This is a genomic window from Dactylosporangium sp. NPDC051484 (assembly GCF_040689395.1).
In the GTDB taxonomy this organism is placed as follows: Bacteria; Actinomycetota; Actinomycetes; order Mycobacteriales; family Micromonosporaceae; genus Dactylosporangium.
On record NZ_JBFAZX010000001.1, the window covers coordinates 438332 to 455050 of the forward strand.

At 70.6% G+C, this 16719-nt stretch carries 17 protein-coding genes, 3 tRNA genes and 1 pseudogene; 11 read left to right on the forward strand and 10 right to left on the reverse strand.

The genetic code is table 11. The features are described from left to right. Positions 1-123 precede the first annotated feature (123 nt). Positions 124-678 carry a Uma2 family endonuclease gene (locus AB0367_RS02135; RefSeq protein WP_366224312.1) on the reverse strand — a complete coding sequence of 185 codons (555 nt, stop codon included), beginning with the start codon at positions 676-678 and terminating at the stop codon, positions 124-126. A gap of 201 nt (positions 679-879) precedes the next feature. Then, a tRNA-Tyr gene (locus tag AB0367_RS02140) sits at positions 880-960 on the reverse strand. Positions 961-1062: 102 nt separating this feature from the next. Between AB0367_RS02140 and AB0367_RS02145 the strand changes: the two genes are divergently transcribed. From AB0367_RS02145 to AB0367_RS02155, 3 genes are all read left to right on the forward strand, one after another. After that, positions 1063-1557 (forward strand): YajQ family cyclic di-GMP-binding protein, encoded by a 495-nt coding sequence (locus AB0367_RS02145; protein WP_366224313.1) that lies wholly within the window; start codon positions 1063-1065, stop codon positions 1555-1557. A 315-nt stretch (positions 1558-1872) separates the two neighbouring features. After that, a complete protein-coding gene (locus AB0367_RS02150; RefSeq protein WP_366224646.1) occupies positions 1873-2397 on the forward strand; it encodes a DUF3592 domain-containing protein in 525 nt (174 codons plus the stop codon). A 121-nt stretch (positions 2398-2518) separates the two neighbouring features. Continuing rightward, positions 2519-2884: a hypothetical protein gene (locus tag AB0367_RS02155; RefSeq protein WP_366224314.1), complete on the forward strand. Its 366-nt coding sequence runs from the start codon at positions 2519-2521 to the stop codon at positions 2882-2884. Between the two features lie 237 nt (positions 2885-3121). On the opposite strand, the gene AB0367_RS02160 is transcribed toward AB0367_RS02155, so the two are convergent. From AB0367_RS02160 to AB0367_RS02195, 8 genes and pseudogenes are all read right to left on the reverse strand, one after another. Continuing rightward, entirely contained in the window at positions 3122-4327 is a 1206-nt protein-coding gene (locus AB0367_RS02160; RefSeq protein ID WP_366224315.1) for an MFS transporter, read from the reverse strand. 70 nt (positions 4328-4397) lie between these two features. Next, positions 4398-5273: a zinc metalloprotease HtpX gene (gene htpX / locus AB0367_RS02165; protein ID WP_366224316.1), complete on the reverse strand. Its 876-nt coding sequence runs from the start codon at positions 5271-5273 to the stop codon at positions 4398-4400. A gap of 65 nt (positions 5274-5338) precedes the next feature. Continuing rightward, positions 5339-6859, reverse strand: coding sequence for a proton-conducting transporter membrane subunit (locus tag AB0367_RS02170; protein ID WP_366224317.1), 1521 nt, complete (start codon positions 6857-6859; stop codon positions 5339-5341). Continuing rightward, entirely contained in the window at positions 6856-8370 is a 1515-nt protein-coding gene (locus AB0367_RS02175) for an NADH-quinone oxidoreductase subunit M (RefSeq protein ID WP_366224318.1), read from the reverse strand. Before AB0367_RS02175 ends, AB0367_RS02170 begins: the two co-directional genes overlap by 4 nt. After that, positions 8367-10214 carry an NADH-quinone oxidoreductase subunit L gene (locus AB0367_RS02180; RefSeq protein ID WP_366224319.1) on the reverse strand — a complete coding sequence of 616 codons (1848 nt, stop codon included), beginning with the start codon at positions 10212-10214 and terminating at the stop codon, positions 8367-8369. The genes AB0367_RS02175 and AB0367_RS02180 overlap by 4 nt, the downstream gene beginning before the upstream one ends. Beyond that, positions 10211-10606, reverse strand: coding sequence for an NADH-quinone oxidoreductase subunit NuoK (gene nuoK, locus AB0367_RS02185; protein ID WP_366224320.1), 396 nt, complete (start codon positions 10604-10606; stop codon positions 10211-10213). The genes AB0367_RS02180 and nuoK overlap by 4 nt, the downstream gene beginning before the upstream one ends. Then, a complete protein-coding gene (locus AB0367_RS02190) occupies positions 10606-11127 on the reverse strand; it encodes an NADH-quinone oxidoreductase subunit J (protein WP_366224321.1) in 522 nt (173 codons plus the stop codon). The genes nuoK and AB0367_RS02190 overlap by 1 nt, the downstream gene beginning before the upstream one ends. A gap of 138 nt (positions 11128-11265) precedes the next feature. Then, positions 11266-11787, reverse strand: a pseudogene (locus tag AB0367_RS02195) (NADH-quinone oxidoreductase subunit I); the annotation flags it as partial. Between the two features lie 64 nt (positions 11788-11851). Here AB0367_RS02195 and AB0367_RS02200 point away from each other — a divergent pair. From AB0367_RS02200 to AB0367_RS02235, 8 genes are all read left to right on the forward strand, one after another. Beyond that, positions 11852-12127, forward strand: coding sequence for a hypothetical protein (locus AB0367_RS02200; protein ID WP_366224322.1), 276 nt, complete (start codon positions 11852-11854; stop codon positions 12125-12127). Between the two features lie 157 nt (positions 12128-12284). Next, a complete protein-coding gene (locus AB0367_RS02205) occupies positions 12285-12515 on the forward strand; it encodes a hypothetical protein (RefSeq protein WP_366224323.1) in 231 nt (76 codons plus the stop codon). A 73-nt stretch (positions 12516-12588) separates the two neighbouring features. Further along, positions 12589-15126, forward strand: coding sequence for a bifunctional diguanylate cyclase/phosphodiesterase (locus AB0367_RS02210; RefSeq protein ID WP_366224324.1), 2538 nt, complete (start codon positions 12589-12591; stop codon positions 15124-15126). Between the two features lie 136 nt (positions 15127-15262). Further along, a tRNA-Thr gene (locus AB0367_RS02215) sits at positions 15263-15335 on the forward strand. Positions 15336-15367: 32 nt separating this feature from the next. Then, positions 15368-15440, forward strand: a tRNA-Met gene (locus AB0367_RS02220). A gap of 111 nt (positions 15441-15551) precedes the next feature. Continuing rightward, the gene (rpmG, locus tag AB0367_RS02225; protein WP_033357682.1) at positions 15552-15719 is read left to right on the forward strand and encodes a 50S ribosomal protein L33; all 168 of its coding nucleotides are present in this window, start codon (positions 15552-15554) and stop codon (positions 15717-15719) included. Between the two features lie 71 nt (positions 15720-15790). Then, positions 15791-16237, forward strand: a complete 447-nt coding sequence (locus AB0367_RS02230; RefSeq protein WP_366224325.1) for a MaoC family dehydratase N-terminal domain-containing protein — start codon at positions 15791-15793, stop codon at positions 16235-16237. A 1-nt stretch (position 16238) separates the two neighbouring features. Next, entirely contained in the window at positions 16239-16640 is a 402-nt protein-coding gene (locus AB0367_RS02235) for a MaoC family dehydratase (RefSeq protein WP_366224326.1), read from the forward strand. The last annotated feature ends 79 nt before the right edge of the window (positions 16641-16719 follow it).

The window sequence follows — 16719 nt, forward strand, 5'->3', positions numbered from 1 at the left end:
GCAGCCGACTTGCCTCCGAGCTGGACGCAGGGTCGGCGGCGTTCGGCGTCTGATTGGGTCGGTCTTGCTTCTTTGAGCTGCCGCGATGTCCGTCGTCGCCCGAGCCGTCTGCCGTATCCGGCGCTACCGGCCCAACAGCGAACCGGTGTCGAGCTGGAACGCGAACGGCCGGTCCGAGGCGAGCACGGCACCGCTCGTAGCTGTCGCGTGCTCGACGTAGTGCGCGCCTTCCAGGCGGTACAGCCGCAACAGCACTGCATCCGAATCCTGCTCGACCAGCAGGTACCACGCGATCTGCGCGGCCGCGTACAGCTGCATGTTCAGGAGACGGTCTGCCGACGCGTTGCCCGGCGAGACGACCTCGCCGACCAGGACGACCTCGGACGCCTCGGTCATCGCGCCGTCATCATCGGTGTCCGCTATGACCAGATCGGGGATGACGATGCGACCGGTTTGCAGCCGGACGTTGATCGCCTCCCAGGCTTCCAGGCCGGCCTCCGACGCGGGCTCGTCGAGAGCGTTGGCGATCCGCCGGGACAGACGCTGGTGGCGCTTGGTCGGGGCGGGGCTCACCAGCAGGCTCCCATCGAGCAGTTCGATCCGGTCCACCGTCTCGCCCAGCGCGAGGTAATCCGCCTCACTCCACGGACCGACGTGCTCCAGCACGGCGACGCTCATCGCGGACCACCTCCCGGCCGACACCTGGCTAAAGCTTCTCATGACCGAAGCCGCAGCTCCACGCAGCGCGGACAAGATCGACCTGCCCGCGATCCGCCCACAACCAGCCGTGGCCGGCTGGATTCACCCGGACCGAGCCGGACACACGAAGAAGGCCCCCGTCCAGAGTTTCCCCTGGTCGAGGGCCTTACTGTCTGCCTGTGGCGGGTAGAGGATTCGAACCTCTGTAGCTTTCGCGACGGATTTACAGTCCGCTCCCATTGGCCGCTCGGGCAACCCGCCTGGCGGAAGCCAGAATAGCGGTACGACCCGGGGGCAATGCAAACGGGTACCCTCGGCACGCCCACAACCGTCCAACGCATGCAGCATCAGGGAGCGTCTGTCATGGCTTCGGCACCTTCGTTCGACATCGTCAGCAAGGTCGACCGGCAGGAGGTCGACAACGCGCTCAACCAGGCCGAGAAGGAGCTGGCGCAGCGGTTCGACTTCCGCGGCACCGGGGCTGAGATCAAGTGGGCCGGGGAGGAGACGGTCGCTCTCCAGGCGGAGACCGAGGAGCGGGTGGTCGCCGCGCTCGAGGTCTTCAAGGAGAAGCTGGTCAAGCGGAACATCTCGCTGAAGTCGCTCGACGCGGGCGAGCCGCGGGGGTCCGGCAAGACGTACAAGATCGACGCGCGGATCGTGCAGGGCATCGAGTCGGACAAGGCCAAGGCGATCTCGAAGAAGATCCGCGACGAGGGTCCGAAGGGCGTCCAGGCGCAGATCCAGGGCGATCAGCTGCGGGTGACCGGCAAGAAGAAGGATGACCTGCAGGTGGTCATCGCCCTGCTCAAGCAGGAGGACTTCGGCATCGCCCTGCAGTTCACCAACTACAGGTAGCCACTCGGGCTCGCTGCAGGTAGCCAGGTTTCTCACCGTCAGTGAGCTGGGCAGACGTGTCTGGCGGCCTGGCGACGGTCCGTTGAGTGCCTCGATGGGTTCGGGAATGGGGACTGCGCGGCGAAGCAGTCCCCGCCCGCGCTTTTCGCGTCAACTTTCGGTTGACGATCCCAGCGGCTCAGGTCCGGCCGGCCGTGCGTCGGAAGGCGGGCGGCGCGAGCAGCTCAGATTCCCACACGGAGACCAGTGGTGCTGTGGCCGGCTCGCGAGTGCGTGCAACGTCTGCAACGCACGGACGGCGCGCATGATGATCTCATGTCAGGCAGGGGAGAAAGGCAACGACGATTGCGGGCGGGCGATCAGGCAAAGGGTCCGGCCCAGCCGTCAGTGCGTCGTCCTACGCGGCCCAGCCGAAGGCGCCCACGGCATGGCGCGTCATACGCCAACACGAAAGGGTGGGCTGGCGTCGCCGGTGCCACCGTCGCCGGGCTGGCGTTCGTGTTCATCGCGCTCCGGATGTACTACGACCATTGGATCCTGCAGGAACGTGGACTGGTCACAACGGGCGACGTCGTGGCGGTGTCGTATAGCAGGAGCGGTCTGAACGCAGTGGTCCGGTTCACCACCGCCGACGGAAAGACCGTCCAGGCCGACGTGTCCGACACGGGCGATGAAACCGAGGTCGAGGTGGGCGCGCGGATGCAAATTCGGTACGACCCGATGGACCCGACCGGCCGGGTGGAAGACGCGAACGGCGGCGCGGGTGCCTTTTGGCTGGTGGGTCTCGGCGGAGTCGTACTCCTCGCCGCCGCCGCCTACGGTGCCACCCGCGTCGCGTAATAAGTCCAGGTCGCAGCGCGGCGTCTGTCAGTATGATCACTACAGGAAGCAAGACCGTTTCCCAGCTTTCTTCCAAACGGTCCGGCGGCAGAGGCGTGTACACCTGTCATACGCTGGGACGGTGCCCGACGAGCTGCACGTGTTCGCCGAACGGACGTCCGAGCGGCTGGATGATGCTGGCGTGAACCCGCTGTCGGGAACGGCCATGAGCAAGCCGGATGACGCCTTCGCGGCGTTGGAGAGCCGGAATTGGTCCGACGCGCAGCACGACCGGCCGCGTTCGCCGTCGGTGGTGCAGTCGGTCCGCTTCTCGCTGGAACTGACGGAGCGTCTGGTGGCTGAATCCCAGCGACGCGGGGTGACACCGAGCGAGGTCATTCGCGACCTGGTCGAGGCTGGCCTTACGGCGGCTGAGGAGTCTGCGACCGTTCGTCTCGCTGACGTGCAGTGGGCTATCAACATGCTGGCTCGCTCAGCGGTGTCCTGAAGGCGCGATACGGAGTAGCTGGCGATGGCGAAGTCAGGGATCTCCTGGTGGAGATCTGCGGTTCTGGGGCTCATGGTCGCTTTTACGGCCATCCGAGTGCCAGACGTATTGGCGGAGGGTACTTGGCGATCCTGGGCAGTTGTCCCGGTATTCGCCATAACGGTGTGGCTCTTCGGTAGAAGCCTGTTGAGGGCGATTCGTCGACGCCGCGACGTACACCGGCAATCGCCATGATTTCTACACGGGTGCCCCGTCCGGATCGCTCGTGTAAGTGAACGGCTCGGGCGCGACCAGGGCGCCCGCCGCCACCGCGGCGGCGGCCAGCATGAACGCCCAGGGCGCGCCGCCGGGGCGGTCGACGACCAGGCCGGTCGCCGCGACCCCGGCCGCGCTCGCGCCGACCGAGACGGTCACCAGCCAGGTGTACGCCTCGTTCAGCATCGACTGCGGCACGATCGCGCCGACCATCGAGTTCTGGACCGTCAGCGCCGGGGCGATGGTCGCACCGCCGACCACGAGGGCGACGCCGAGCGCGACCGCGTTGGGCATCGCCGCCAGGATCGCCAGGCTGGCGGCGACCCCGGCCAGCAGCCACCGTAACCGCGCCCGGGCGCGCGGGCGGGTGCCGAACCAGACGCCTGCCGCCGCGCTGCCGATGCCCCACACGCCGAGCAGGATGCCGCCGGCGCTCTGCGGGTCGCGGGCAACGTACTCGGTCGCGTAGGCCGGCACGGCCACGCCGATGGCGCCGAACGCGAAGCCCAGGCCGAGCGCCGTGGCCAGCAGGGCGGGGAAGCCGGGCACCCGCAGCGGCCCCAGCCCCCGCGCCGGCGCGTGCCCGTCGTGGCGCCGCCAGGAGCGCATCGCCCGGCCGCGCGCCACCGCCAGCGTGCCGATCAGCGTGATCCCCGCCGCGGCACCGAGCGCCACCGCGGGTTGCCACAGCGCCACGCAGAGCGCGACGAGGATCGGGCCCACGACGAAGACGAGTTCGAACAGCGCCGTCTCGGCGGCCAGGGCGGTGACCCGCACCTCGGGCTTGTCGACGGTCAGCGCGTTCCAGGTGCCGCGCACCGCGGCCGTCATCGGTGGAAACGTCACGCCGGCCAGGACCGCGGCGCCGAGCACGATCGGCAGCGGCAGGTCCCGCAGGCCCGCGAAGATCAGAAAGACCAGGCAGCAGGGGTACGCCAGGCCCGTGCTCACCAGGACCGGCGCCGGCCCGATCCGATCCGCCAGCCGGCCCACCACCGGGCTGGCCGCGGCGCTCGCGATCGCGTAGACGGAGCAGGCGAGCGCTGCCTGGGTGTACCGGCCGTGCGCCTGCTGTAGCAGCAGGAGCAGCGACAGCGAGACCATTCCGATGCCGAGGCGTGCCAGCACGCTCACGATCAATAGGACGGGCGCGCCGGGAAGCCGCCACACGGACATGTACTGCCGCACGGCGGCCTCACCCCTTACACACGACAGAGCCCGCCGATTCTACGGCGGGCCCTGGTTCGTTCCGAGAGGGTTACCGGTAGCTGCTCACGCCGGCCATCTGCTCCAGCCGTGCGACACGCTGCTCCATCGGGGGGTGCGTGGAGAACAGCGACGCGAGGCCGCCGCCCTTGAACGGGTTGTCGATCATCAGGTGCGCCTGGCTGGCCAGCTGGCCGTCGGGCGGCAGTGGCAGCGCCTGGGTACCGCGGTGGATCTTGCGCAGCGCGCTCGCCAGCGCCAGCGGGTCGCCGGTCAGCTTCGCGCCGGACTCGTCCGCCTCGTACTCCCGGCTCCGGCTGATCGCGAGCTGGATCACCGTGGCCGCGAGCGGGCCCAGGATCATCATCAGCAGGAGGCCGAGGATGCCCGGCCCGTCCTCGTCGTCGCTCGACCGGCCGATCGGCAGGAAGATCGCGAGGTTGGCGAGCATGGTGATCATGCCGCCGAGCGCGCCGGCGACGCTGGAGATCAGGATGTCCCGGTTGTACACGTGCGACAGCTCGTGCCCGATGACCCCCCGAAGCTCGCGGGGCGTGAGGATGTCGAGGATGCCCGAGGTCACCGCCACGGCCGCGTTCTGGGGGTTGCGCCCGGTGGCGAAGGCGTTGGGCTGCCGGGTCGGGCTGATGTACAGCCGCGGCATGGGCTGCCCCGCCGACGTCGCGAGCTCCCGCACCATGGCGTACAGCTCCGGCGCCTGCGCCTCGGTCACCGGCTGCGCGTTCATGGCGCGCAGGGCGATCTTGTCGGAGTAGAAGTAGCTGAACGCGTTCATCGCCAGCGACAGGAACACGGCGATGACCAGACCGGTGCTACCGCCGAGCCAGTAGCCGACAAGGAGAATCAAGGAGGTCAGCAGCCCGAGAAGGGCCGCCGTCTTCAAGCCGTTGAAATGCCTGTGCTGCATGTCTTCAATAACAGCGCGACTCCCGGTATAACTTCCGGGTGCTAGCTGTGAGCTAGCTGAAAGCTTCAGCCGAACGTCGCCGCCGCGCGCATGACCAATTCAGGTCCAAACCCGACAATCACTGCGATAGTCGCCGCAACCGCCACGGCGGTGACCACCGGCCATGGTGCCCGCCCGCCGCCCGGCACGGCGAATTCCCCCGCCTTCTCACCGTCGTAGGCCTGGTCAAGGGCCTCGCCGGGGGTCGTGGCGGGGGCCTCGGCGGGGACGAAGAGGGTCGCGCCGACGCGCACGTAGTAGGCGAGCCCGATCACCGCGTTGATCGCCACGATCACGGCCAGCCAGGTGGCGTTGCCGCCCAGCAGCGCCTGGACCACCGCCATCTTCGCGAACAGCCCGGCGAGCCCCGGCGGCAGCCCGGCGAGGCCCGCGAGCGCGAGCACCAGCACCCCTGCCGGCCAGGGGGAGCGCCGCGCGAGGCCGCGATAGTCGGCGATCGCCCCGCCGTCTCTCGCGCCGCGCACCGCTACCAGCGCGCCGAACGCGGAGAACTCCAGCAGCACGTAGAAGAAGGCGTATCCGATCGTGGCCGCGACCAGCAGCGGCGTCACGTCGCCGGCGGCGATCAGCGCGCCGAGCGGCGCCAGCAGATATCCGGCCTGCGCCACCGACGACCAGGCCAGCAGCCGCACCATCCGCCGCTGCCGCAGCGCCACCAGGTTGCCGACGGTCATGCTCAGCACCGCCAGTGCCGCGAGCGTCAGCCCCGAGGACGACAGCACCGGCCGCGCCGCCGACACCCCGACGAGCACCAGCGCGACGACGCCGCCCAGCTTCGAGGAGGTCGACAGGTATGCGGCGACCGGCAGCGGCGCCCCGTCGTAGGTCGCCGGCGCCCAGGCATGCGCCGGCACCGCCGCCACCTTGAACGCCAGCCCGGTCAGCAACAGCACCACGCCGACCTCGAGCAGCGGCTTGGCGCCTGGCGCCACCGGCCGGCCGGCGATGTCGGCGAAGTGCACGCCTCCGGTCGCGGTGAACACCAGCGCCGCGCCGAGCAGCGCGACCGCGGTCGACGCCACGCTCACGACGAAGAACGTCACCGCCGCCGCCGCGCCCTCGCGTGCCCCGCGCCGCAGCCCGACGAGCAGATACAGCGGCAGCGTCAGCGTCTCCAGCGCCACGATCAGCGTGATCAGGTCGCGCGCGCCGCCCAGCACCACGGCCCCGGTGAGTGAGGCGGCCAGCAGGAAGCAATACTCGCCGACCGGGACCTCGCCCGTGCGCAGCAGCGGCACCGACAGCGCCAGGGTCCCGAGCGCCAGCCCGGCGAACACCCCGGCGACGATCGCCGAGGCCGGGTTGAGCACCAGTGAGCACTGGTCCGGCCCGAGGCACAGGGAGGTGCGGCGCCCGCCGCCGACGCCGACCGCGATCGCGGCCGCCGCGGTCCCGGCCATGCCGAGCGCGGTCGTGACCACCACCGGTCCGCGCCGGCCGGGCGCGATCAGGTCCACCAGCAGCGCCAGCAGTGCCGTGCCCGCCGCGACATACACGGGGATCAGCGCCACTTGATCGATCCTCATCGCCCGAACACCCCCGCGAGCGCCAAGATCGCCGAATTGGACCAGTGCAGCGCCAGGGCCGGCGCGACGCCGAGGGCCAGCGCGAGCGCGATCAGCGGCGACCAGGCGACCAGCTCACCGGGGCCAAGCCGCGCAGCCGGTCCCAGCCCGGTGACAGTAGGCGCGGCCGGCCCGTGGGTGACCCGACGCAGTAGCCGGAGGAAGTAGGCGGCGGCGATCGCCGCGCCGACCGCGGCCAGCGCCCCGAGTGTCGTCCACAGCGGGCCGCCCCGCTCGAACGCGGCCAGCACAGCGAACGCCTCGCCCCAGAAGCCGGCCAGGCCGGGCAGGCCCAGCGAAGCGATCGCCGCGTAGGCCAGCACGCCGCTGAGCACCGGCGCGGTCTCCCGCAGCCCACCGAGCCGGGCGAGGTCCCCGGTGTGCGCGCGGTCCTTGATGCCGCCGGCGACGAAGAACAGCAGCCCGGTGACGACCCCGTGGGCGATGTTCCCGATCAGCGCGGCCTGCATGCCCGTGGCGGTGAGCGTCGCGATGCCGAGCAGGACGAAGCCCATGTGCCCGACCGACGAGTACGCGATCAGCCGCTTGAGCTCGGTCTGCGCCAGGCAGATCAGGCCGCCGGCGATGATCGCCGCGGTGGCCAGCGTCCCGAGCACGGGCGCGCTGCGCTGGGCGCCGTCGGGTGCCACGCCCACCGCGACCCGCAGCAGACCATACGTGCCCATCTTCAGCAGCACGCCGGCCAGGATCACCGAGCCGACCGTCGGCGCCTCGGTGTGCGCGGCCGGCAGCCAGGTGTGCAGCGGCCAGAGCGGGCTCTTGACCGCGAAGGCGAGCGCCAGCAGTGCGAAGGCCAGCAGCTGCACGCCTGCGGACATCGGCCGGACGGCAGGGTCGCTCAGTGCCACGAGGTCGCCCGTGCCCGACGACGCCACCACCACGAACACGCCGACGAGCAGCAGCACGGAGCCGAAGAGCGTGTAGAGCACGAACTTGCGCGCGGCCCGCCGCCGGTCGGCGCCGCCCCACACGGCGATCACCGCATACATCGGCAGGAGCACGACCTCGAAGAACACGAAGAACAGCACGAGGTCGAGGGCGAGGAACACCCCGGTGATGCCGGCCTGGAGCACCAGCAGCAGGGACACGAGCAGGCGCCCCCGCCCCGGCTCGGGCACCCGCCACAGGCAATAGGCGCAGCACAGCAGGGTGAGCAGCGCGGTCAGCGCGACCAGCGGATAGGAGATGCCGTCGACGCCGATGTGGAAGCGCAGGCTCAGCGCCGGCGCCCAGGGCACGTCGATCTCGGCGAACGGCTCGATCCGCCGCTGCCCCGGCCCCGTGGTGCGGGACAGCCCGAGCGCGACCACGACGCCGGCCGTGGCCGCGGCGAACGCGGTGCCGCCGATCCGCCCCGCCCGGTCCAGCCGCGCCGGCAGCCCGGCGGCCAGCAGGGCGCCGATCGCCGGCAGTAGCAGGGTCGCCAGCAGCAAGGTCTGCCCGGAGGTCATCGCGCCACCCCCAGGACGACCGCGATCACGACGGCGAGGACGACCGCCCCGCCGAGCAACGCCGTCGCGGCTCGTGGCAGCGCGGCGGCGTGCGCCCGGGCCAGCAGCCCGCCGAGAGCACCGGCGCCCGCGCCGACCCCCTCGACCGCCGCGTCGACCAGCCGCTCGTCAGCCCGCCGGGCGAGCCTGGCCAGCGCCACCACCGGCCGCGTGACGAGCGCGTCCTGCACTGCGTCGAGATAGAAGGCATTGGCCAGCAGCCGGCCCGGGCCGGTGTCCGGCGCCACCAGGTCGCCCCGCGACGTGCGCTGCCAGGCCACCCAGCCGCCGGCCACCAGCAGCACCAGGGCCGCCGCGCTCGTCCAGCCAACCGCCGCGAGTCGTTCGGTGCTGCCGAGCCGAGTGCCGAAGCCCGGCATGAGCCCGGCCAGGCCGAGCAGAGCGGACGGCACCGCGAGGACCAGCAGCGGCCCCCGCATCGCCCAGGCCGGCTCGTGACCGGTCCGGGCAGCCTCGCTGCGCGGCTCGCCGAGGAACGTGCGTCGCCAGAGCCGCACGACGTAGGCCGCGGTCACCGCCACCGTCGCCCCGGCCGAGCACAAGACGATCAGAGCGACGCCCCGCGGCACCGGCCCCGACCCGGCGGCGGCCTCGAGGACCGCGTCCTTGCTCCAGAAGCCGGCCAGCGGTGGTACCCCGGCCAGCGCGCCAAGACCGACGGTCATGGTCCAGAACGTCACCGGCATGCGCTCCCGCAGCCCGCCCATGGCCGACATCCGGTTGCTCCCGACGGCGTGGATCACCGATCCCGCCGCGAGGAACAGCAACGCCTTGAACGCGGCATGCGTGAGCAGGTGGAACAGCGCCGCGGCGGGCGCGCCCACCGCCAGGGCACCCGTCATGTATCCGAGCTGGCTCACCGTCGACCAGGCCAGCACCCGCTTGATGTCGTCCTGCCCGAGCGCGCTGAGGGCGCCGAGCAGCATCGTCACCGAGGCCATCACGGCGAGCACGACCAGCGCCGCGGGCGAGCGCTCGAACAGCGGATACAGCCGCGCCACCACGTAGACGCCGGCCGCCACCATCGTAGCGGCGTGGATCAGGGCGGAGATCGGTGTCGGGCCGGCCATCGCGTCGGGTAGCCAGGTGTGCAGCGGGAACTGCGCGCTCTTGCCCGCCACCCCGGCCAGTAGTAGCACGCACGCCGCGGTCACCGTGCCGGCGGACAGCGCCCCGGAGCCGGCCGCCGCGAACACGTCGGCGATGCGGAAGCTGTGCGCGTGCAGGCCGAGCAGCAGGATGCCGAGCAGGAAGCCGACGTCGCCCACCCGGGTGACCAGGAACGCCTTCACCGCCGCGCCAGGTGCCTCCGGCAGCCGCCGGTCGTGGCCGATCAACAGGTATGAGCAGATGCCCATGACCTCCCAGCCCACCAGCAGCGCGATCAGGTCCCCGGACACGACCACCAGCAGCATCGCCCCGGTGAACAGGCTCACCTGCGCGGCATAGGGCGCATATCGCTCGTCGTCGTGCAGATAGGCCACCGAGTAGACCTGGACGCAGAGCGCGACCACGCCGACCGCGACGGCCACCAGCCCGGCCGGGCCGTCGAGCCAGGTGCCGAACGTGACCGGGAACCGGCCGAACTCCGCGACGGTGACCCCGGCGTCCGCCCCGCGCGCCCCGCGCAGCACGACGGCGATCGCGCACGCGAGCGCGACGGCCGCTCCGCCGATCCCGAGCAGGGCAGCGAGGCCCCGCATCCGGTTTGGCACCAGCAGCCCCACCAACCCGAGCCCCAGCGGCACGGCCGGCAGCGCCACGCCCAGCGGATCGACGCTCATCCGGCCACCTCCGCCTCGTCCGACCCGCCCGACACGCCGGACTCACCCGGAATGTTGGGCTCATCGGGTCCGGCCGGGCCGTTGGGTCCGTCGGCCAGCGGCAGGTCGTCGACGCCGACGGTGCGGCGCAGCCGATACAGCTGCAGGATCAACGCCAGTCCGACCCCGATCTCGGCCGCGGCCAGCACGATCACGAACAGGGCGAACGACTGTCCGGCCCGCGGCACCGCGGCCCGGATCGAGGCATCGGCGGTCACGAAGATCAGGTTGACCGCGTTGAGCATCAGCTCGACGGCCATGAGCAGCAGCACGGCGTTGCGCCGCACGAGGACGCCGTAGACCCCGATGCCGAACAGCAGGGCCGCGATGGTGAAGGGCAGCGTCGGATGCATCAGCCCCGCCTCCGCTGCGTCGTCCGGGCGCCGATGTCGGGCCGGGACACCACGATCGCGCCGACCAGCGCCGCCAGTAATAGCACCGAGACCAGCTCGAACGGCAGCACCCAGGTGCGGAACAGCGCCTCGCCGAGCCGCTCCGCGGTGCCCGGCTCGGGCATCTCGACCCGCGTCCAGCGGAAGGCGTCGATGAGCAGCGCCGCCAGCCCGGCCCCGGCCCCGGCGCCGACCAGGGCACCCGGCCAGCGGACTCGGTCCAGATCGGCGCTGGCGCCGATCGGCGCGCGGGTCAGCATGACGGCGAAGAGCAGGAGCACCACGACGGCGCCGACGTAGACGAGCACCTGAACCCAGGCGACGAGCTCGGCGGTGAGCACCAGATAGAGTCCGGCGATCGCGCCCAGGGCGACGACGAGCCACAGCCCGGCTCGCACGACGTGCTGAGTGGTCACGACCAGCAGGCCGGCCCCCAGCGCTACCGCGCCAAGCGCCACCGTGAGCACATCGGCCACGGTCATCGCTGCGCCACCCTCATGGCGGACATCCTGCCACCCAGGTATGACACGAATCGACCATCAGGCCGTAGAGCGCCCGGGAAAGTTGCCTACGGTCCGCCGACCGCTACGCGGCGTGCGTGAGTGTCAGCCGGTGTTTCGCGCGGCCCGCTTCGCCGCGGCCGTCTGCTCCTTCGCCGGCTCGCCACGCGGATCGTGGGCGGGCGGTGGGGGCACGGTCGGCACCCACTCCTCGAGCCTCTCCTTCTCATGGAGCAGGTCGCGGATGTCGTGCTCGGCGTACTCGAACTCGGGCGACCAGTGCAGCGCGTCGAACGGGCAGACCTCGACGCAGATCCCGCAGTACATGCAGAGGGAGAAGTCGATCGCGAACCGGTCTAGGACGTTGCGCTGGCGCGCCCGGGCCGCGCCGGGGACCAGCACCTCCTCCTTGTGGGAGTCGATGTAGATGCACCAGTCGGGGCACTCCCGCGCGCACAGCATGCACACGGTGCAGTTCTCCTCGAGCAGCGCGATCACGCCGCGCGAGCGCGGCGGCAGGTCCGGCTCGACGTCCGGGTATTGCTGGGTGTGGGCCCGCTTGGTCATCGTGCCCAGCGTGACGGCCAGCCCCTTGGCGAGACCCTTGCCCGGAAACTCCACCTTCGGAACGTAGCACCGCACCCCGCGCCGCCGCGGATCCCGGCAAGGCCAAAAAAATGTCGTACACCAGTTCTAAGATGTACCCATGAACGAACGACGGTGGTGGAACGGGTGCTGGTCGCGACTGACGCGTCGTGACGTCTACGTGCGCAACGCGGCCGACGGCCGCTGGCAGGTCGAGCTCCGCCGGGGCGGCCCGGACGGGCGCGTGCGGAGCCGGACGTTCGGGTCCGAGCGCGAGGCGGTCGAGTGGATCGAGTCGGCGGTGATCGCGTCCGAGCCCGACTGGCGTGAGGTGCCGGGCCGGATCGACTCACGACAGCGCCGAAACGTTGCACGGAAGCTTCGGCGGGTGGGCTGATTTAGCCGGACCGCCAAGCCAAATCGGCCGAAAGGTCGATTCTTCCATGCCGCTGAGTCATCTTGGTCTGCGCTCTGTTGGTTCCCACATGGGTTGTGGCACGATCGTGGGTAATGTAACCGGACCAGCCGTCTCGACGACCGCATGGGAGTGAAGGATGCGCGATTTGACGCTCGGCCGGTGGATCGTTCGATTGGCAGTGATCATCGGCGCAGGCTCCGCTGCGCTGGGCCTGTCGACGGCCGCGGCACACGCAGGTGTGATCTCCAAAGACCGTGTCATCGCCCAGCGCATCCTGTCGGTGCCGGAACCGTTCAACGCCGGCGTCTCGCAGGTGACTAGCCCGCCGTCGGGCGTCTACGTCACCGAGGATTACGGCTGGTCCTGAGCCTGATCCTGCTCGGTCCGCGAGCGGGGCGGCGGCTCACCAAGGCCCACGGCTTCGTGTGATTGGGGAGTAAGTGCCCGCACCGAGGGCGCCCATCGTTCGCGCCGACAAGTCTGCCTGGCTGATCACCGGCCCTCTGTTCGCGGTCGGCATCCTGCTGTCACTGCCCGTGCTGCTCTCCGGGCACGCCCGGCCGATCTCCTACAACATCGAATACGCCCCAGCGCTGCTGCTGTTCGCGGCCCTCGCGTCGCACATGGAGTTGCGCCTCGACATCCGCCGCCAGGGCCTGAGCATCTGGATGAACGACGTCCCGGTGCTGCTGTCGCTGTTCTACCTCTCGCCGGTGCTCACGATCACGATCCGGGTCGTGGCCGGGCTCATCTGGAACGTGTTCAGCGTGCGGCTGGGGCGTCACAAGGCGGCCTTCAACGCGGCGAGCCAGATGGCGTCGATCGCGGCGGCCAACGTCGTCATCTTCGTGGCGGGGCTAGGTCCGGCGACCGACCCGCGCACCTGGGTTGTGCTCGGCCTGGCGATCGTCGCCAGCAACTTCGTGAGTCTCGCCTCGCTGTCCGGGGTCATGGCCCTGATGCACGGTGCGGCGCAGGTGCCCCAGTTCCTGCGCATCGCTGTGCCGGGCCATGCCGTGATGGGCGTCAACATCGTCCTCGGCCTGGTCATGCTGCTGACGCTGCACGCCGGCCCGTGGTCGATCCTGCTGCTCGTCATGCTCGCCGTGGTACTCGGCATCGGCAACCGCGCCTACGCGAGGTTTCTGCGCCAGCACAAGACCCTCACCGAGATGTATGCGCTGACCCGCGACATCGCCAGCACCAATCACGACGGCACGCTGCCAGACGTGCTGCTCGGCCGTGTCCGCGCACTGCTGGTGGCCGACTCGGCGACGCTCTGGCTGGCGCCGCAGAGCCGGCACGAGGAGATCCTGCTCTCGGCCCGGTTCGACTATCCCGGGCTGCTGGACGCCGCGCCGACGCCCGACCGCTTCCGCGAGCTGGCGATGCGGATCGGCCGCACGGTCACCGCCGGGCCGAAGACCGGGGCGCCCGAGCTGCGCGCGCTGCTGCAGCAGGCCCACGTCAAGGACATCATCGTGGTCCCGCTGCGCTCCGGCGGCGTCACCGTCGGCACGCTGGAGGTGGCCGGCCGGCTCGGTGACCGCACCGCCTTCGGCCCCGACGACGTCCAGCTGATCGAGACCCTCGCCGCCCACACCGGCGTCGCCGTGGAGAACAGCCGGCTCGTCGACCGGCTTCAGTATGACGCCAACCACGACGCCCTCACCGGGCTGGCCAACCGCCGGCGGATGCTCGAGGCGCTGGGCGAGGCGATGAGCGGCCGCGGGCCGCGTGAGGTCGTGGCCGTGCTGCTCTTCGACGTCGTGGCGCTGCGCCAGGTCAACGACTCACTCGGGCACACGGCCGGCGACAGGGTCCTGGTCGAAGTGGCCCGGCGGCTGCAGAATCTGGCCCCGCAGGGTGCCTTGGTGGCGCGGGTCGGCGACGACGAGTTCGCGATCGAGCTGCGCACCGCCGGCGTCGAGGCGGCCGTCGCCGTCGCCGGGACGCTGCGCAGCGGGCTCAGCGATCCGATGGTGATCGAGTCGCTCACGGTCGACGTCGACGCCAACGTCGGGGTGTCGATCTACCCGGAGCACGGCGACGACGCCGAGGTGCTGCTGCAGCGCGCGCACGTGGCCACACACGTGGCCAAGTCGCGGGGTGTCGTGCAGGTGTTCAACGCCGGGCTGCAGTCGCGGGCGGTGCGGCGCGTCGGGCTCGCGACCGACCTGCGGACCGCGCTCACCAACGGCGAGCTCGAGGTGTATTTCCAGCCCAAGGTCGCGCTCACCGACCGGCGGCTGGTCGGGGTCGAGTGCCTCGCACGGTGGGAGCACCCCGTGCACGGCCAGGTCGCCCCGCCCGACTTCGTCGCCGTGGCGGAGCACACCGGCCAGCTGGCCCGGCTCAACAGCGTGGTCCTGTGCGAGGGCATCCGGCGGGCCCGGGAATGGGCCGACGCCGGGCGGCCGCTCGCCGTCGCAATCAACCTGTCCGCCCGGACCCTCGGCGACGCGGATCTGCCGCTGCAGATCTCCGAGCTGCTCGACGGGCACGGCGTCCCGGCCGACCGGCTGATCCTGGAGATCTGCGAGGACGACCGGCTGCTGGCCGGCGGGCGTGCGCTGCCGACGCTGAACCGGCTCCGCGATCTCGGCGTCCGGCTCTCGGTCGACGACTTCGGCATCGGACGCTCGGCGTTCGCCGACCTCAGCCGGCTGCCGGTGCAGGAGGTCAAGATCGACCGGACGTTCGTGCAGGGCATGGCAACGTCGCCGAGCGATCTGGCGATCGTGCGCACGATCGTGGACATGGCGCGCCACTTCGGGCTCGACGTCGTTGCCGAGGGCGTGGAGAGCGAGCTGACCCTCGGGCTGCTCGAGGACATGCGCTGCGACATGGGGCAGGGCTTCCTGTTCAGCCGGCCGCTGCCGTATGAGCGCTTCGAGTCCTGGTTGCAGGTCCAGACGGCCGCCGACCCGGCCGAAGCGCCGGCGGGCGAGGTCCGCTGGCTGCGTGCAGTCCCGTAGCCCCCGCGAGCGCCGGCGCGCGGGCCAAGAAACCAGCCGTGAGCTGGGAGAAGACCGAAAGTGGGTAAGTCGATTTCGTGCCCGGCCGGGTGCCGTGTACGCTTAGCGAGCGCGTTTGCGGGAACGCACGCGATGCGCCCCCTTAGCTCAGTCGGCAGAGCGTCTCCATGGTAAGGAGAAGGTCTACGGTTCGATTCCGTAAGGGGGCTCGAGACCGGGCTTGAGACATCGAGTCCGCCGCGGCGGTGTAGCTCAGATGGCAGAGCAAGCGGCTCATAATCGCTGTGTCGCCGGTTCAAGTCCGGCCACCGCTACAGAATGCACCACAGGGCGCCCAATTGGGCGTCCGTCTGTGTGAGCCGCTATGCTGGTTCGCTGGATCTGCATCCGCCCCACAAGAACGCTCTGAAGGAAGGCACTTCGCCATGGCCAAGGCGACCGACGTTCGTCCGAAGATTACGCTGGCGTGCACGGAGTGCAAAGAGCGGAACTACATCACGAAGAAGAACCGGCGCAACGACCCGGACCGCATCGAGCTGAAGAAGTTCTGCCCGCGTGACGGCAAGCACACCGTCCACCGCGAGACCCGGTAGTCGTCCCAAAAACAACCCGATGCCCCGGCCTCAGGCCGGGGCATCGGTGCGTTACGGGTAAGTTCCATCCCATGCCGCTGGATCAGTCGTACATGGGCCGGGTGTACCCGCCGACCCCGCCCTACGAGGTGGGCAGGGAGAAGATCCGCGAGTTCGCCGACGCGGTCTGCGCCACCGACCCCGTGCACCGCGATCTCGCCGAGGCCCGGGCCAAGGGCTACAGCGACGTGATCGCGCCGCCCACGTTCGCGATCATCCTGAGCCAGAACGCCGGCCAGCAACTCGTCGACGACCCCACGTTCGGCATGGACTACAGCCGGGTGGTGCACGGCGGCCAGACGTTCCGTTACGAGCGCCCGATCGTCGCCGGCGACCACCTGGTCACGGTCATGGCGGTCGAGGAGATCAGCAGCCGGGCCGGCCACGCCTTCCTGACCACCCGGCACGAGGTGTCCACGGTCGAGGGCGAGCTCGTCGTGACGATCTGGACCCGGCTCGTGATCCGTGGGGAGGGCTGAGATGCAGCCAGGCACCGAGTTCCCGGCCCAGACGTTCCGGGTCACCCGCGCCGATCTGGTGCGCTACGCGGGCGCATCCGGCGACTTCAACCCGATCCACTGGAGCGACCGGCAGGCCACCACCGTCGGTCTGCCCGGCGTCATCGCGCACGGCATGCTCACCATGGGCTTGGCCGCTCAGGCCGTCGCCCGCTGGGTGGGCGGCACCGGTTCGATCGCGGAATTCTCCACCCGATTCGCCAATCCGGTGGTGGTGCCCGACGACGACAAGGGCACCGAGATCGTGGTGATCGGCGTAGTGAAGAAGATCTTTGACGACGGCCTCGTGCAGATCGACGTGACGGCGACCTGCCAGGGCGAGAAGGTCCTGGGGGCCGCGAAGGCGCTGGTCCGCAACCAGTAGGAGGGGGGTGGTTGGGATATCCCGCCCTCAACCCGTACACTGGTCCGCCGTGGGGTGAGCAACTCTCAGTTGCCCTCTT

What these genes read in the sequence shown, in the direction of transcription:
- AB0367_RS02135 (WP_366224312.1), bottom strand. Translation starts at nt 678, where the DNA reads ATGAGCGTCGCCGTGCTGGAGCACGTCGGTCCGTGGAGTGAGGCGGAT.
- AB0367_RS02145 (WP_366224313.1), top strand. Translation starts at nt 1,063, where the DNA reads ATGGCTTCGGCACCTTCGTTCGACATCGTCAGCAAGGTCGACCGGCAG.
- AB0367_RS02150 (WP_366224646.1), top strand. Translation starts at nt 1,873, where the DNA reads ATGTCAGGCAGGGGAGAAAGGCAACGACGATTGCGGGCGGGCGATCAG.
- htpX (WP_366224316.1), bottom strand. Translation starts at nt 5,273, where the DNA reads ATGCAGCACAGGCATTTCAACGGCTTGAAGACGGCGGCCCTTCTCGGG.
- AB0367_RS02170 (WP_366224317.1), bottom strand. Translation starts at nt 6,859, where the DNA reads ATGAGGATCGATCAAGTGGCGCTGATCCCCGTGTATGTCGCGGCGGGC.
- AB0367_RS02175 (WP_366224318.1), bottom strand. Translation starts at nt 8,370, where the DNA reads ATGACCTCCGGGCAGACCTTGCTGCTGGCGACCCTGCTACTGCCGGCG.
- AB0367_RS02180 (WP_366224319.1), bottom strand. Translation starts at nt 10,214, where the DNA reads ATGAGCGTCGATCCGCTGGGCGTGGCGCTGCCGGCCGTGCCGCTGGGG.
- nuoK (WP_366224320.1), bottom strand. Translation starts at nt 10,606, where the DNA reads ATGCATCCGACGCTGCCCTTCACCATCGCGGCCCTGCTGTTCGGCATC.
- AB0367_RS02190 (WP_366224321.1), bottom strand. Translation starts at nt 11,127, where the DNA reads ATGACCGTGGCCGATGTGCTCACGGTGGCGCTTGGCGCGGTAGCGCTG.
- AB0367_RS02200 (WP_366224322.1), top strand. Translation starts at nt 11,852, where the DNA reads ATGAACGAACGACGGTGGTGGAACGGGTGCTGGTCGCGACTGACGCGT.
- AB0367_RS02205 (WP_366224323.1), top strand. Translation starts at nt 12,285, where the DNA reads ATGCGCGATTTGACGCTCGGCCGGTGGATCGTTCGATTGGCAGTGATC.
- rpmG (WP_033357682.1), top strand. Translation starts at nt 15,552, where the DNA reads ATGGCCAAGGCGACCGACGTTCGTCCGAAGATTACGCTGGCGTGCACG.
- AB0367_RS02230 (WP_366224325.1), top strand. Translation starts at nt 15,791, where the DNA reads ATGCCGCTGGATCAGTCGTACATGGGCCGGGTGTACCCGCCGACCCCG.
- AB0367_RS02235 (WP_366224326.1), top strand. Translation starts at nt 16,239, where the DNA reads ATGCAGCCAGGCACCGAGTTCCCGGCCCAGACGTTCCGGGTCACCCGC.